Genomic DNA, 14,967 nt, shown 5'->3' with positions numbered 1-14,967 from the left:
TTTAATACCCTAGTTTAACACGGATAGACAACGATAAGCCAACAAAAAAATCGGCCGCAGCCGATTATCCTTGTCTTTATTGTGCCAAGGTTGCCTTAACTAAGTCAGCGACTACCTTACCATCAGCTTTACCTTTAACTTGCGGCGTCACCACGCCCATGACTTTCCCCATGTCTTTAGGACCGGTTGCGCCAGTTTGTTCAATGGCTGCTGCAACAATGGCAACGATTTCTTCTTCGGTCAATTGCGCTGGCAAATACTTGGCCAAGATCGTTAATTCTGATCGAATACCTGCCGCTAAGTCTTCGCGGCCCCCCTTTTCAAATTCCGCTAGAGAATCTTGACGTTGCTTCACTTCACGTGATAATACCGTCAATTCTTCTTCTGGTGTCAAGTCATGACCCAAACTAATTTGTTCGTTCATCACCGTTGACTTCACCATCCGAATAACCGATAGCGCTTCCTTGTTCTTATCTTTCATTGCTTGCTTCATATCAGCGTTCAATGTCTCTAACAGGCTCATGTGTCTTCTTCTTTCTTGTTTAGTCTATTGCTATTTTAACATAAAATGCAAAAGAAAAACGCCACCGAAGTGACGTTTAGAACCGATTAACGGCCCTTCTTCTTGTTACGCTTTTGTGCTGCTTCAGACTTCAATTTACGAGCAACTGAAGGCTTAACATAGAATTCGCGCTTACGGTATTCTTGGAGAGTACCGTCCTTTGAAACACCGCGCTTAAAGCGACGCAATGCATCATCCAAAGATTCGTTCTTACGTACGATGACCTTTGCCATGTGATAACCCTCCTTTCTCGCATTTTATTTCGATTAAACGACATGCTGTAAATACTTATTTATTCTATCAAAATCCAGTGTTGCTGTCAACAACAGACCCCAAAGCGTACCTTTATTTTTTGCCGGATTGGGATGTTATTTTGGTAACTGGTAGGCCGTGGCATATAAATCATTCATCACGGTTAACCAATATTGTGGATTCAAGCCTTCACCAGTCGCTGCCAGTAAGACGTCGCCTGGGTCAATTACCCCACCGTGTTGCCAAATATGTTGTTTGCGCCACTCAAAAATTGGTGTGTACTCACCTGAAGCATAAATCTGCTCGAAATCCAATGTTTTTTGCATCGTGGCCATAAATTGGGCCGCATATAAATGGCCCAAAGCGTAACTTGGGAAGTAACCAAATGACCCACCAGCCCAGTGAATATCTTGTAAAATACCAGTCAAATCATCAGGCACCGTCAAGCCTAAGTATTCTTGATATTTATCACGCCAAAGCTGAGGCAACTCTGCTACTGGCACATTGTCATTAAAGATGGCTTTTTCAATTTCATAGCGAATAATAATGTGCAAAGGATACGTCAACGGATCCGCTTCAGTCCGAATCAACGTGGCCTCCGTTTTAATCCAGCCATTATAAAAGGTTTCAAATGAAATGTCATCAAATGTTGGGGCAAACACCGCTTGCATTTTTGGATATTCTGCCTGCCAAAACGCCTTTGAGCGACCGACCATGACTTCGTTAAAGAGTGATTGTGACTCATGAATACTCATACTAATCGGCATCACGGCACGCACGTCATCATACTTGGCGGCCACATTTTGTTCAAACAACCCATGCCCCGCCTCGTGGAAAATTCCCAACACCGCCATTTGGAAATTGTGTTCGTCCCAGCGTGTCGTAATACGCGCATCATCTCGATTTAAAGCTTCCATAAAGGGATGAATGGTGTCATCAAGACGGCCTTTATTCATATCATAGCCTAATCGCTGTGAAGCAGCTAAAGCATACTCACGTTGTTTGGCTTTAGATACTTGCCGAGATAAAAACGTACCATCAGGTTCGGTTCCAAGCGTTTCTAACCGGTGACGTAAGGCCATAATCCCTGTTTTCAGCTCATCAAACACTGCGTCTAATTTAGCCACGGACAAGCCTGGTTCATACTGATTTAGCAACACATCATACGGCGTTGCTTCATCAGTTTGCCACAATGGAATAAATTGCTTCAAGTAAGCAATAATTTTTTCAACATAAGGCTGGAAAATTGTATAATCATTAGCCTCACGTGCTTGGGCCCAGTAATCTTGGGCCTCAGATAATGTCCTTTGGAAATCGATATAGTCCTTTTCAGGAATCTTCCCCGTCACGTCAAAATCTTTCTGCGCTTTGGCTAAGACTAATTGTCCAAAGTCATCTAGACCGCTTTTATCCGCCGACAACTCTTCGAGTAACTGTTGTCGTTGTGCGCCCGTGGCGACCTGAAAGGTCTTTTCAGCCAAATAAGCATCCACATCGGCACGAAAATGCCCTGCATCTTTTGGCATACCGGTCAGGGCATCCCAGCCAGATAACGCCGAAATTTCTGACAAGATGGTCTGTTCTTTAATTGAATCTAAAAGTGCTTGTTGTGTCGCCATGAAACCCTCCTTGTATTATCATTATTTTATCATTTATTGATCCAGTTTAGAAGTTGACTTTGTATCAGCCATCCGCCAATAAACGAGTAAACTAATAAAAATAACGGTGGCGACATAAACAAAGAAGACCGATTCATGATGCGCATTCTTGAGATAGAGGGCCACATATTCCGCCGTACCACCAAAAACGGCAACGGTCAGACCATAAGGCAACCCGACACCGAGCGCCCGAATTTCTGTTGGGAACATCTCTGCTTTCACAATGGCGTTAATGGCTGTATAGCCCGTGACAATAATCAAACCCGCCAGCATCAAGAAGAAAGCCACCCAGGCACTCTTAGTTTGCGCCAAAGCTAAGAAAATAGGTACGGTGAACACTGTCCCTAACCCACCAAACCAAAATAGCAATGGCTTACGGCCAATTTTATCCGACAAAGCCCCAGCAAACGGTTGTAATAGCATGAAAATAAACAAGGCGGCAAAGTTAATCCAGGTCACCGTTTGTTTTGGCAAACCCGTGGTATTAATCATAAACTTTTGGAGATATGTGGTATAGGTGTAAAAGGCAATCGTCCCACCTAACGTCAAGCCCATCACCGTCAGAACTGCCTTAGGATAACGTAACAATTCACGCAATTGCCCTTTCTCTTTTTTGACTTGCGCCAAGAATTGATCGGACTCTTCCATACTCAGTCGCAAAACAAGGACGACTAGCGCGCCAAGCGCACCAATGACAAAGGGAATCCGCCATCCCCAGACCGCAATCGCATGCTCAGACAACGTCATTTGCAAGACAATTTGTACCCCCAATGCAATTAATTGCCCACTAATCAACGTCACATATTGAAAGGATGAATAAAAGCCACGGTGTCCCGCACTTGCCATTTCTGACAAATAAGTAGCTGATGTGCCGTACTCACCACCCAAAGATAGTCCCTGGAAAAGGCGCGCAATGACTAAGATTGTTGGTGCCAATATCCCAATTTGATCATATCCTGGTGTCACCGCAATCACTAATGACCCAGCTGCCATAATCAGCACTGACAATGTCAACGCGGCTCGGCGCCCATGTTGGTCGGCATACTTGCCCAGTAACAAACTCCCCAAGGGGCGCATCAAGAAACCAATCGCAAAAACGGCTGCTGTACTTAATAGCTCGGCTGTTTTATCATGTGATGGAAAAAACACCGGTGCAAAATAAATGGCAAACGCGGCATATACATACCAATCAAACCACTCCACCAAATTCCCTAAAGAACCTTTTAAGACGTTACTAATAATTTCTTTTTCTGTTCGCATAATTATCCCTCCATACCCTACCAAACATTAAAATATATCATTCCTACATATCGTAATATAGCATGCCGTCCGATACGGGTATTCGTGCGACTTGCACAACGTTCAAAATTCGCTTGTGCACTATCACTAACTACGATACAATGAAAAAAATACTTTGAGGCTGACACGACATGCAATTATCTGAGATTTTACAACACCCGTCCCTACGTAACATTCAGGTTGCGGCTGGCGCCGATGGATTATCACGCGAAGTATCCCAAGTCGGTATGATTGATGCACCCGATATCACGGACTTCTTATTTGATGGCCAACTTTTAGTCACGTCAGGTTATCATTTTTCACAGAATCATCATTTATTACGTGATTTGATTATTGGCATGCATGAAACCAATGCCAGTGGGATTGCGATTAAAGCTGGTCGTTACGTCACCACCCTGCCCAAAACAATCATTGATCTAGCCAATCATCTTAAAGTGCCTATTTTATGGACACCAACGGATGATTTTCTATCATTAACCGTTAAACGGCTAACGGCTGTTATTTTAGAAACCCAAAATACGGAATTAAAACAAATCATCGCTATCAACCAGCAATTGTCGGAATTGAATGCGCAAAATATTACCTATCAACACCTACTCGATCAAAGTGCCAAAGTATTGGAAACACCTCTGGCACTGCTCGACGCCCACTTTACGGCCATTTATGCGAGTAGCGAGTGGGTGGCGCAACGTGAATTCTTAACACATTACTTACGTCACGAATCTGGTATTGACTACTTGAATTTGACCGTCCCGGTTCGGGTTGAATTTAACCACCAACTCATTGACATTTTACCGATTTTTTCCGCTTTAAATGAAAACAAAGCGTTTGCTGCCTTTGTCGTTAATCAAGACGAACCGTCAAGCTTCCAAATTTTAAAGCGCCAACAAGTGATGAATACACTGGGGCTAGCTAATTCGCGCACTGATTTGTTGAACGAAACGGAATTTCGGAACCGTTCTGGTTTTTTCCTAAACGTGATGCAACGCGGGTTGAGTCATGAGGCAATTGATAATTATCTCTATAATGCCAATATTGACAACAAACGCCGCTATCGGGTCGCTATTCTTGATTTCAGTCAAAAAAACAAGGTTATCGAATCCCGTCAATTTGAAATTCGCCAACAACTCACCCGCTGGTTTATTTTTGAACATGATTGGCAAGTCTTGACCTTTTCACACCGCCAGCAGCTCGTCTTATTGATTGATGAACAGATTGATACGCGACAATTCCTCCAGCGCCTCTATGATTTTTTAGTGCAACAGCCCGGTTTACATTATGCTTTTACGATTGGCTTTTCAAGAATTGCCGAATCGATTCATATGCTATCTGATTTATATGATCAGGCCAATAACGCGCTGAAATTAACCTCTCAGCAGCATCCCATTATGCGTTTCCGGCCTAAAAACGCCCAAGAACTACTACACCTCTTGCCAAAACAAGAAGCTCGTGTTTTCGTTGAAAAAACGTTAGGCCCAATTTTGGAAAATGCCGAACTACTAGAAACCTTAGAAACCTATGTTTTCCTTCACCAAAATGTTACCGCCGTGGCCAATGCTTTATTCGTCCATCGCAACACGATCACGTACCGCTTAAAGCGGATTAGTGAGTTACTCGGCGTTGATTTAGAGATGCCTGACGTGTTAGTTGATATTCAATTAGCACTCTTACTTATTTAGGCACATACTTTTATTGATTGTGCACAAAATATTCTTCATTTTTTGTCATCCTTTCCGATATGCTAAACCGTAAAACTGCTAATATGTTTATATTGGCTCTTTTTTTTGGCCACGATAACCGGAGGTACAAATATGATTGAATATACAGACTTAGCAACTAACCCAGACGGCACAGTACGTGGCCTCAAAAAGAAGCACGTTCAAATGATTGCCATTGGTGGCACAATTGGTACCGGCTTGTTTTTGGGGGCTGGTAATTCGATTGCCAAAACCGGCCCATCAATTTTGGTGGTCTATGCGATTCTTGGCGCATTTTTCTTCTTAATGATGCGCGGAATTGGTGAAATGCTCTATGCCGATCCAACCCAACACACATTTGTGTCATTTATTAGTCGATACGTCGGCGCCGGTGCGGGCTATTTTGCCGGTTGGTCCTACTGGATTGGGTTGACCTTCGTTGCCATGGCTGAATTGACCGCTGTCTCGACTTATGTGAAGTTTTGGTTTCCAGATTGGCACACGTGGTTAATCCAAATTGTCTTCTTAGCCATTTTGACTTTGGTTAATCTGGTGGCTGTCAAAATTTTTGGTGAAACAGAATACTGGTTTGCCATGATTAAAATTATCGCCATTCTGGCTATGATCGCGACTGGTTTGTTCTTGATTTTCACCGGTTTTGAAGCACCAGCAGCTGGTGGCCATACCATTGCCTCATTTGGTAATATTACCCATAATTTCTCACTATTTCCTAACGGACCAGCTATGTTCTTTGCCGCCTTTCCTATGGTTTTCTTTGCCTTTCAAGGCATGGAATTTGTCGGCATCACCACAGCCGAAACACAAAACCCGCGTCAAGTCTTGCCCCGCGCGATTAACACCATTATCTTCCGTATTTTGATTTTCTATCTGGGCGCCATGATCATTATCATGTCAATTATTAATTGGCACGTAATCGCCAAAACACCTGGTCAAAGTCCCTTCGTGATGGTGTTTGAATTAGCCGGCTTCAAGGCAGCAGCGACTGTAATTAATTTCGTCGTCTTAACTTCGGCTGCCTCAGCATTGAACTCTGCGCTCTATTCGGCAGGTCGTCATTTCTATCAATTGGCAAAAGAATCAAACACCACCATCATGGCCCCATTTGGCAAGATTTCTAAACTTGGCATCCCAGCCAACGCCATTATTTTCACTGCCGTCTTGGTACTTTTCTCACCAATTATCAGTGCGTTGCCACAAATTACATCAGCTTTTAGTTTCATCACGGCTATTTCATCAAACATGTATATCATTGTCTATGGCTTAACGATGTATGCCCATCGTAAATTCCGTGAATCAGCTGATTTTTTGCCTGACGGGTTTAAAATGCCTGGTTATCAAGTCACCAGTCCATTAACCTTGCTCTTCTTTGTTGCCATTTACTTCAGCCTATTCTTCCAGTCTGATACGCGCATGTCAGCCATTGGTGCCATTATTTTCACCGTTGTCTTTGGTACCCTTGTGCATCAACGCTTTAAAAACACCAAAAATTAGCCATCAAAAAAGCGAATCTGACGATTCGCTTTTTTCAATACCTGCTCGATTATGCCGTCAATACTTGCTGTCTTTTCCGTAATAGCCAATCTAGTTGCCAGCGTGTCACCTTTGGTGCAACATCGTTTCAATTCACCATGTTTCGTCACCAAATTCAGGTAAACGATACGGCACAATCACACTTGTTGCCTTAGTTTGCTCCAACACAGAACGCTGATCATTAAACAATAATCGGACCGCTTCACTCCCCAAACTACGTGGTAACACATCAACTGAATAGAAGTCCTTACCACCGAGTCGTGCATATTCAGAACGATTAAAAGCAATCGTTGGCAATTTGGGATGTGTGGGTAAATGGGCTTGTGCTTGATTACGTGCCAGATAACCGATTTTGTCATCACTCGCAATGATGCCGTCAATTTCGTGATGCAATTCAAAATAATCTTTCAATACCTGTTTTTGCGCTTGGAAATCAATCGGTAATGATAAAATTTGACCCTCTGGTTGTGCAATATGAAATCCAATTTCACGATTTCGCTCATAACGCCAATCAGCCAAAGTGCGAACAAAGAGTGGGGCTTTTAGATTAAATTGATCAACTAGCTGTCTAGTCGCTTCTTCTCCAGCTCGTCGATTATCATTATCAACATATAGAACATTATTAGCCTGCTCCGGTTCGCCAGTGACAACAACACGCGCGTTGTTTTCTCGTAACAATTCAGAAATCGGATCATTTTCAACCGTGTAAAGCAGTATAAAACGGCGAACTTGTCCAGCTTCCACCATCATTTTAACGGCATTGTAAACTTCAGACCAATTACTTCCCGTCGCAGTAGTTAATAGATATTGTCGCGCAACGAGTTGAGAATTAATGCCAAATAGTAATTGCATTGCAAAATCATTTTCAGTACTACCGACGGCTTGTGGTTGAAAAACAACCCCTACCGTGTTACTTTCACGCTGTGTTAAGTTCCGTGCAGCAAAATTGGGCGTATAGCCCATATCTTGTGCCATTTTTTTAATCCGTTCCTTTGTTTTAACACTAATTTTGGGTGAATCAGCCAACGCGCGCGAAACCGTTGACATCGCAACGCCGGATTTATTTGCAATATCTTGTATTGTTACCATAGCCCCCTCCTGTAAAAGTTATTGTAACATGAAAAAGATTGGGACTGACGTCCCAATCTTTTTTAGCCTTTGACCGAACCACTTGTCACACCAGAAACGTAGAATCGTTGCAACACAATAAACAAAATTGTAATTGGAATGGCAATAATCACCGCCCCCGCAGCGAAACTCATGAATAATGAATTAGCCGTTTCTTTCGTCATCATCGAATATAATCCGATTGCAACTGTATAGTTTTTAACATTGTCACCCATAATAACCTGAGCAAAAATGAAATCCATCCACGGCCCAGTAAACGCTGTCAATGCTGTAAAGACAATGATTGGTTTAGATAATGGCAATGTAATTTTAGTAAAAATTTGCCATTTCGTTGCACCATCTAACATGGCACTTTCATCCAATGAATACGGAATCGTGTCGAAAAATCCTTTTTGGATGTAAAATACCAAACCAGCGCCAGACACATAAACTAGTATTAAGGCGAACAAACTTTGCGTCAAACCAGCTGCTTTCAAAATATAATAGATCGCAAACATTGCCATAAAGCCCGGAAACATGTTCAAAACTAAGGCAACTTTCAAAAAAGGACCCTTTAACTTAAATCGTAAGCGACTCAATGAGTATGCCATTGCTAACACTAAAGCTGTGGAAATAAAGCCGCTCACAATCGACACAAATAATGTATTCAAGAACCAGCGACCAAAAGGATATTGTGAGTTGGTAAAAAGTTGTACATAGTTTTGAAAAGTATAAGTTTTTGGCCAAAAATAGTTAACAAACGCGCCACCCTCCCCACGGAAACTCGTCAATATAATCCAGAGAATAGGCACGACCCAAACAATTGCCATGACAGTCAATAATAGATACAAAATTATTGTATTACGGCGTTTTACGCCTTTTAAACTATGCATTGTTATGCCTCCATGCCAGAATTTGATATTTTCTTATAAGCAAGTAACGAGAATGTGGCAGACAAAATGAAGATTAAGATACCAATGACTGAAGCTAAGTTATAATCAGCGGTATTCAAAGTTAAATTGTATAACCAAGTAATCAGCAAATCAGTTGAGCCAGCACCGTAATAATTAGAGTTAGCTGGTCCGCCACCGGTTAACAAATAAATCACATTGAAATTGTTCACATTACCAATGAACTGTTGAATCAAACTTGGCGCCATCACAAACACAATTTGCGGAAATGTGATTGACTTGAAAATTTGGAATTTATTAGCGCCATCAATTTCTGCTGCTTCAATTTGTTCTTCAGATTGATTTTGTAAAATCCCCGTTGTCACCAACATTGTCGCTGGAATACCAATCCATAAGTTAACAACAATAATTGTCAGCTTAGCAAACAATGGATTTGTGAAAAATGGTAACGATGTTTTAATCAGACCAGCGTTAATCAGCAATGTGTTAACTAAGCCGCCATCAGCAAACATATTGTTCATAATTAGTAAACTAATGAAGGCTGGAATCGCCATCGTTAAAATGAAGAGTGTTCGGAAAACTTTTTTGCCTTTGATACCCTTGGCATTGATCATCATTGCCAAGATAACGCCAAAGAAAAATGATGTTACAGTGGCGGCAACGGCCCAAATTAACGTCCAGGCCAGTACAGGAAAGAAGGTACTAGCCATTTGTCCTGAGATCACATTACCAAAATTCGCAAAGCCAACCCAACTAAATAAATTTTTGGGTGGCAAGTGATTGTGATCGTATGAGGTAAAAGCAATCGCAATCATATAAATCAGCGGCAAAATAGTAAAGAATAAAACGCCCGTCATTGGAATGGCCATCAATGTCACATGCATTTTTTCGTCAAGCAAGGACGCTAAGTCTTGCTTCAAAGTTGGCAGTGGTTCACCGGCTTGTTTTAATTCCCATATTTTCCGCGCCGATGCCAAATTAGCACGGTATAAGAGAATAAACAGTACCGTAATAATGACCGCTAGCATGCCCCACAGTAGCAAAAGCATCGAATTATCACCCGCTTTTAAGACAGAAATACCTAATTTTTTGTCATAAACCAAACCTTGTGCATTTGTGCCCAACGTTATCATGTTGTGATAAGCTTTTAATCCTGTCGTGAACAACCACGTCACCCAAGATATTTCTAGTGCTAAAAAGATCAAGCCTTTGAGATATTGTTTATTGGCAATGTTGGCAGCGCCCATAATCACATAAGAGGCCTTAGTCGCACGATCTGCTTTTTTAAATAATTGCGTTAGTGGTATATGTGCTTCAAAAGTCGAATGCTTTTTTCTTTTAAACATCTTTCCATCCTTCATAAGTATGTACACAGTGAATGCTCGCCACTCACTGTTTTACTGCTATTTCACTGATTTTGAGGCATTTTTAACTACAGTGGTCAACTTTGGTAACATTTGACTGTCTGAAATCTTGCCCTTGTATGTGTCATTAAACAAGGCATCAGATGATGTCCAGAAGTTAGCCATGGCTGGTGATTTAGGCATTGGTGTTGAATAGCCCTTCTTCGACATATCGACAACCGCCTTAGCAAGCGCATCATTTTGAATCTCTTGAGAAGCTTGAACTTTCTTAGACGATGGAATATAGTGTGAATCTTTGAATCCTAGCTCTTGTACCTTATCACTTGATAAGTACTTTGCTAATTTCATCGCTGCTAACGGTTCTTTCGTATCTTGTTTAACACCAAACAACTTAACACCCAAGAACGCCTGCATCTGCTTTTCACCAGAACCCAAGTCAACTGTTGGATATGGCGCAATGCCTAAGTTATCACCTAGGGCTTTTTTATAGTCATTATATGACCATGGACCAGACAAAGTTGCCGAAATGTTACCTGATTGTAGCAGATTCAATGTATTCGTGCTGGCTTGAACAACGCCCGGATTGTCTTTTTGGGCTTTTATCCACTTCAAAACGGATACACCTTTTTCGTTGTCAATATTTGTCCCTTTGGCTTTTTCACCATTGTTCCCATACAAAGTATCTCCGGCAGTGTAAAACAGTGGCGCGAAAATGTAGTTAGCGCCAGCTGATGCTAAATTGGTGCCAATTTTTCCCTTAGATGTCAAACTCGTCCAAGATTTAATATCCTCATTGCCAAGTTGCGTTTTGTTATAATACAAAACTTGTGACTCAATACCGTAAGGATAACCGTACACCTTGCCCTTATAAGTTGCTCCCGCCATTGCATTAGAAATTTGCGTTGACTTCAGGCTTTTAGCATATTTAGTATTTTGATAAATCAATCCCTGTGACGCTAGCGAACCGATTTGATCATGCGGAAACATGAAGACATCGGCAGCAGCCGATGGATCCTTTTGCAAATTCTTTAATGCATCAGTTGAGTTCGTGTACTTAATCGTCACCTTGATACCGGGATTCGCTTTTTCAAAATCTTTAACAGCTTGAACATAGGTTGGTTTTGTCCCTGTGTCCACCCACAACTTCAACTTTGCCGTCTTGGCAGCACTTACTGTTGGTGTATCAAGTGCAACACTCAATAATCCAACGGTAGTTGAAGCCGTCAGCAACGTTACCATCGCGCCAGTTGTCACGCTCATCATTTTTCTCATGATGTTTTTTCCTCCAGAAAAATTGTCTTTGTCTTTTCGATTACGCAATCATCATAAAACATTTATTCAAGTAATGCAAGCGCTTACATTTTTATTGTTTATAAATTGGTCTAAAAAATATGTGATATTCCGATTGCGACTAATTGAGCATATAAGAACGTATCTTTGCTTATGTATGCATCAATTACGATTATATTATTAAATTAATCATATTTTTCACAAGCATATAAAATTTGGTATAGCAATTTTGTGGAAGCGCTTGCATTTATTTCTAAGTATGCTAATCTAATCAATGTAAGCGCTATCATTTTTTATAGTCGCGATAACCGATATTAAAAAACAAGGAAGAAAAAATGGCTGAAATTCGTTTGGAACACATCAATAAAACCTATCCACACATGACCACCCCATCTGTGGCAGATTATAATCTGCAAATTCACGATAAAGAATTTATCGTGTTTGTCGGTCCGTCTGGTTCCGGTAAATCAACTGTTTTACGTATGATTGCTGGCTTGGAAGAGATATCTAGTGGTGAATTTTTCATTGACAATAAATTAATGAATGATGTCCCACCTAAAGACCGCGATATTGCGATGGTTTTTCAGAACTATGCCCTCTACCCACATATGAGCGTGTTCGATAATATTGCGTTCGGTCTCAAGTTAAGAAAAGTACCCAAAGCAGAAATCACACAACGTGTTCAAGATGCAGCGAAAATTCTCGGCATTGAAGACTATCTGGATCGCAAACCTGCTGATTTATCTGGTGGCCAAAGGCAACGTGTTGCGATGGGGCGCGCAATCGTTCGCGATGCAAAAATTTTGTTAATGGATGAACCCCTATCTAACCTTGATGCCAAATTACGTGTTGAAATTAGAGCAGAAATTACTAAGATTCACAAGCGGATTGGGGCCACGACTATTTATGTGACGCATGACCAGACAGAAGCGATGACACTGGCCGATCGCATTGTGATTATCGACCATGGTGACATTCAGCAAGTTGGTACACCGCAAGAACTCTACAATGAACCTGCCAACATTTTTGTGGCCACATTCATTGGTATGCCATCAATGAATATGATCTCTGGTCAGTTCAGTCATGATAGGTTGACCACAAAAGATGGCTTTACGCTGAAAATTCCGCTTGGTATGGCTAAGCAACTCACCGCCCGTGGCTACGAAGGCAAACAAGTTGTCTTCGGTATTCGACCAGAAGATATTCATTCCGAACAAGTCGCACTCGACACCTATCCCGAAAGTAAGGTGACAGCAACGGTTACCATTGCAGAACTAATGGGTGCCGACTCAATGTTGTATACGCAAGTCGGTTCACAACAACTGGTTGCCCGTGTCAATGCCCGTGATTACAATCAACCGGGTGCCGCAATTGAACTCGCTATCAACACCAATAAAGGGCACTTTTTTGATGCTGATACGACACAACGTATCGTCTAAGACTGTCGTGATTCCCTGACCATTTAATCCACTAACGAGGCAATTATTTATGAATAAAGCAGCAATTTATCATCGTCCTGAATCTGAATACGCTTATTTATATACAGCAGATGAACTACGATTACGCATCCGAACCGCAAAAGATGATATTCAATCAATTAGCGTCGTTGCTGGAGATCCCTATAATTGGCAGAACGGTACTTGGCAAAAATCGGCCGATGTTGTCATGGAAAAAACACTTGTTACTGAAACCCATCAATATTGGCAAGCATCATTAACCGCGCCTTTCAATCGTTTAAATTATGGCTTTATTTTAACTGACAGTCTCGGTGATTCAGTTTTTTATGGTGATCAAGGCTTTGAAACACTCACACCTTCTGCAAATGATAACAGCAGTTTGATGGGCGCGAATAATTATTTTAAAATGCCCTATTTTCAAGAAATTGATCGTTTTAAAGCACCAGAATGGGTTAAGAAAACGGTATGGTACCAAATTTTTCCTGAACGTTTCGCCAATGGTGACACAACTAACGATCCAGCCGGAACATTACCTTGGCGATCAAGTGATCATCCCACCGCTGAAAGTTTTTACGGTGGGGACTTGCAGGGTATTATCAACCATTTAGATCACTTCAGTCAACTTGGTATTAATGGCTTGTATCTCACACCTATTTTTAAAGCACCGACTAATCATAAATATGATACGCAAGATTATTTTGAAATCGATCCACATTTTGGAACAAAAGAAGATTTTAAATTATTAGTTGAAAAGGCGCACGCCGCTGGAATCAGAGTGATGCTTGATGCCGTGTTCAATCATATCGGTGATCAAAGTCCGCAATGGCAAGATGTGATGGCTAATGGTCGTCAATCAAAATACGCTGATTGGTTTCATATTCATGACTTCCCTGTTCGTTATACGCCGACTGATAATTTCGAGTATGCTGCCGACGCCAACTACGATACATTCGCCTTCACACCACACATGCCAAAACTTAACACGGCTAATCCAGCAGTACAAAATTATCTGATTGACATTGCGACCTACTGGATTAAAGCATTTGATATTGATGGCTGGCGTTTGGACGTGGCGAATGAAGTTGACCATCATTTCTGGAAAAAATTTCGCACAGCGGTAACTGCCATCAAGCCTGATATTTATATCCTTGGTGAAATTTGGACAAGTGCACAATCATGGTTGCAGGGTGATGAATTTTCAGCCGTCATGAATTATGCTTTCACAGGATCAATTGTTGACTTTTTTGCCAAACAACAACTTTCGCCATCCCAAATGGTCCATAAACTCAATGCCCAACTGATGCTAAATCGCGATCAAACAAATCAGGTCATGTTTAATCTACTTGACTCACATGATGCGCCACGTATTCTAACCGTCGCAAACAATCATCAATCAATCGTCAAACAAATGTATACGTTTATGTTCTTACAGCAAGGTACGCCGGATATCTATTACGGTAGCGAATATGCCATGACTGGTCAACAGGATCCAGATAATCGTCGACCGATGGTTTGGCAAAGTGATGAACAAGATACGTCGATGTATGACTTTTTGAAACACTTGATTCAGCTACGTCATGATTATCAAACGGTCTTATCTGAAGGGACACTGTCTTGGGAGACGGATGATCACAACAACATTGTTGGTTTCACGCGTGAGCTCGGTCAAACAAAAATCGTCGCAATCTTTAATGCCGGGACTACCAATTACCACATCCCAACAGCAATTGATGTCTCTCACATCATTTCAGAGCAGCTATACAACAATCAAATCATTCAGCCTCATGGCTTTATTGTGACGATTTCTAATCAATAAGGA

The 14,967-nt window shown here is 41.5% G+C and carries 12 protein-coding genes; 4 read left to right on the top strand and 8 right to left on the bottom strand.

Going from position 1 to position 14,967, the window contains the following annotated elements; translation table 11 throughout:
• Window positions 1–76: 76 nt before the first annotated feature.
• The 4 genes from FGL80_RS06010 to FGL80_RS05995 form a co-directional block, all read right to left on the bottom strand.
• Window positions 77–523, bottom strand: coding sequence for a GatB/YqeY domain-containing protein (locus FGL80_RS06010; RefSeq protein WP_095652524.1), 447 nt, complete (start codon window positions 521–523; stop codon window positions 77–79).
• Between the two features lie 86 nt (window positions 524–609).
• Window positions 610–795, bottom strand: coding sequence for a 30S ribosomal protein S21 (rpsU, locus tag FGL80_RS06005; RefSeq protein WP_004899901.1), 186 nt, complete (start codon window positions 793–795; stop codon window positions 610–612).
• 135 nt (window positions 796–930) lie between these two features.
• Window positions 931–2,433 (bottom strand): carboxypeptidase M32, encoded by a 1,503-nt coding sequence (locus FGL80_RS06000; protein ID WP_055308023.1) that lies wholly within the window; start codon window positions 2,431–2,433, stop codon window positions 931–933.
• 33 nt (window positions 2,434–2,466) lie between these two features.
• Window positions 2,467–3,732 (bottom strand): MFS transporter, encoded by a 1,266-nt coding sequence (locus FGL80_RS05995; RefSeq protein ID WP_055308024.1) that lies wholly within the window; start codon window positions 3,730–3,732, stop codon window positions 2,467–2,469.
• 170 nt (window positions 3,733–3,902) lie between these two features.
• On the opposite strand from FGL80_RS05995, the gene FGL80_RS05990 reads away from it, so the two are divergent.
• Both FGL80_RS05990 and FGL80_RS05985 read left to right on the top strand, forming a co-directional pair.
• Window positions 3,903–5,450, top strand: coding sequence for a PucR family transcriptional regulator (locus FGL80_RS05990; RefSeq protein ID WP_055308025.1), 1,548 nt, complete (start codon window positions 3,903–3,905; stop codon window positions 5,448–5,450).
• A 132-nt stretch (window positions 5,451–5,582) separates the two neighbouring features.
• The gene (locus FGL80_RS05985; RefSeq protein ID WP_055308026.1) at window positions 5,583–6,980 is read left to right on the top strand and encodes an amino acid permease; all 1,398 of its coding nucleotides are present in this window, start codon (window positions 5,583–5,585) and stop codon (window positions 6,978–6,980) included.
• Between the two features lie 132 nt (window positions 6,981–7,112).
• Here the strand turns inward: FGL80_RS05985 and FGL80_RS05980 are convergent, their stop codons facing one another.
• The 4 genes from FGL80_RS05980 to FGL80_RS05965 all read right to left on the bottom strand — a co-directional run bounded on the left by FGL80_RS05980 (window position 7,113) and on the right by FGL80_RS05965 (window position 11,673).
• Entirely contained in the window at window positions 7,113–8,108 is a 996-nt protein-coding gene (locus FGL80_RS05980) for a LacI family DNA-binding transcriptional regulator (protein ID WP_055308027.1), read from the bottom strand.
• A gap of 62 nt (window positions 8,109–8,170) precedes the next feature.
• On the bottom strand, window positions 8,171–9,019 hold the full coding sequence (locus tag FGL80_RS05975) for a sugar ABC transporter permease (RefSeq protein ID WP_010000234.1): 849 nt from the start codon (window positions 9,017–9,019) through the stop codon (window positions 8,171–8,173).
• A gap of 2 nt (window positions 9,020–9,021) precedes the next feature.
• A complete protein-coding gene (locus FGL80_RS05970; RefSeq protein ID WP_055308028.1) occupies window positions 9,022–10,383 on the bottom strand; it encodes a carbohydrate ABC transporter permease in 1,362 nt (453 codons plus the stop codon).
• A 57-nt stretch (window positions 10,384–10,440) separates the two neighbouring features.
• Complete coding sequence (locus FGL80_RS05965) at window positions 10,441–11,673, bottom strand: extracellular solute-binding protein (protein WP_055308029.1); 1,233 nt, start codon at window positions 11,671–11,673, stop codon at window positions 10,441–10,443.
• Window positions 11,674–12,026: 353 nt separating this feature from the next.
• Here FGL80_RS05965 and FGL80_RS05960 point away from each other — a divergent pair, with 353 nt between their 5' ends.
• Together FGL80_RS05960 and FGL80_RS05955 are read left to right on the top strand one after the other, a co-directional pair.
• Complete coding sequence (locus FGL80_RS05960; RefSeq protein ID WP_055308030.1) at window positions 12,027–13,130, top strand: ABC transporter ATP-binding protein; 1,104 nt, start codon at window positions 12,027–12,029, stop codon at window positions 13,128–13,130.
• 49 nt (window positions 13,131–13,179) lie between these two features.
• Complete coding sequence (locus tag FGL80_RS05955; protein ID WP_055308031.1) at window positions 13,180–14,964, top strand: glycoside hydrolase family 13 protein; 1,785 nt, start codon at window positions 13,180–13,182, stop codon at window positions 14,962–14,964.
• The last annotated feature ends 3 nt before the right edge of the window (window positions 14,965–14,967 follow it).

This window comes from Leuconostoc lactis, assembly GCF_007954625.1.
Classification (GTDB): domain Bacteria; phylum Bacillota; class Bacilli; order Lactobacillales; family Lactobacillaceae; genus Leuconostoc; species Leuconostoc lactis_A.
The sequence above is the reverse complement of the archived record's forward strand: the minus strand, read 5'-3'. Positions and strand labels throughout refer to the sequence as shown.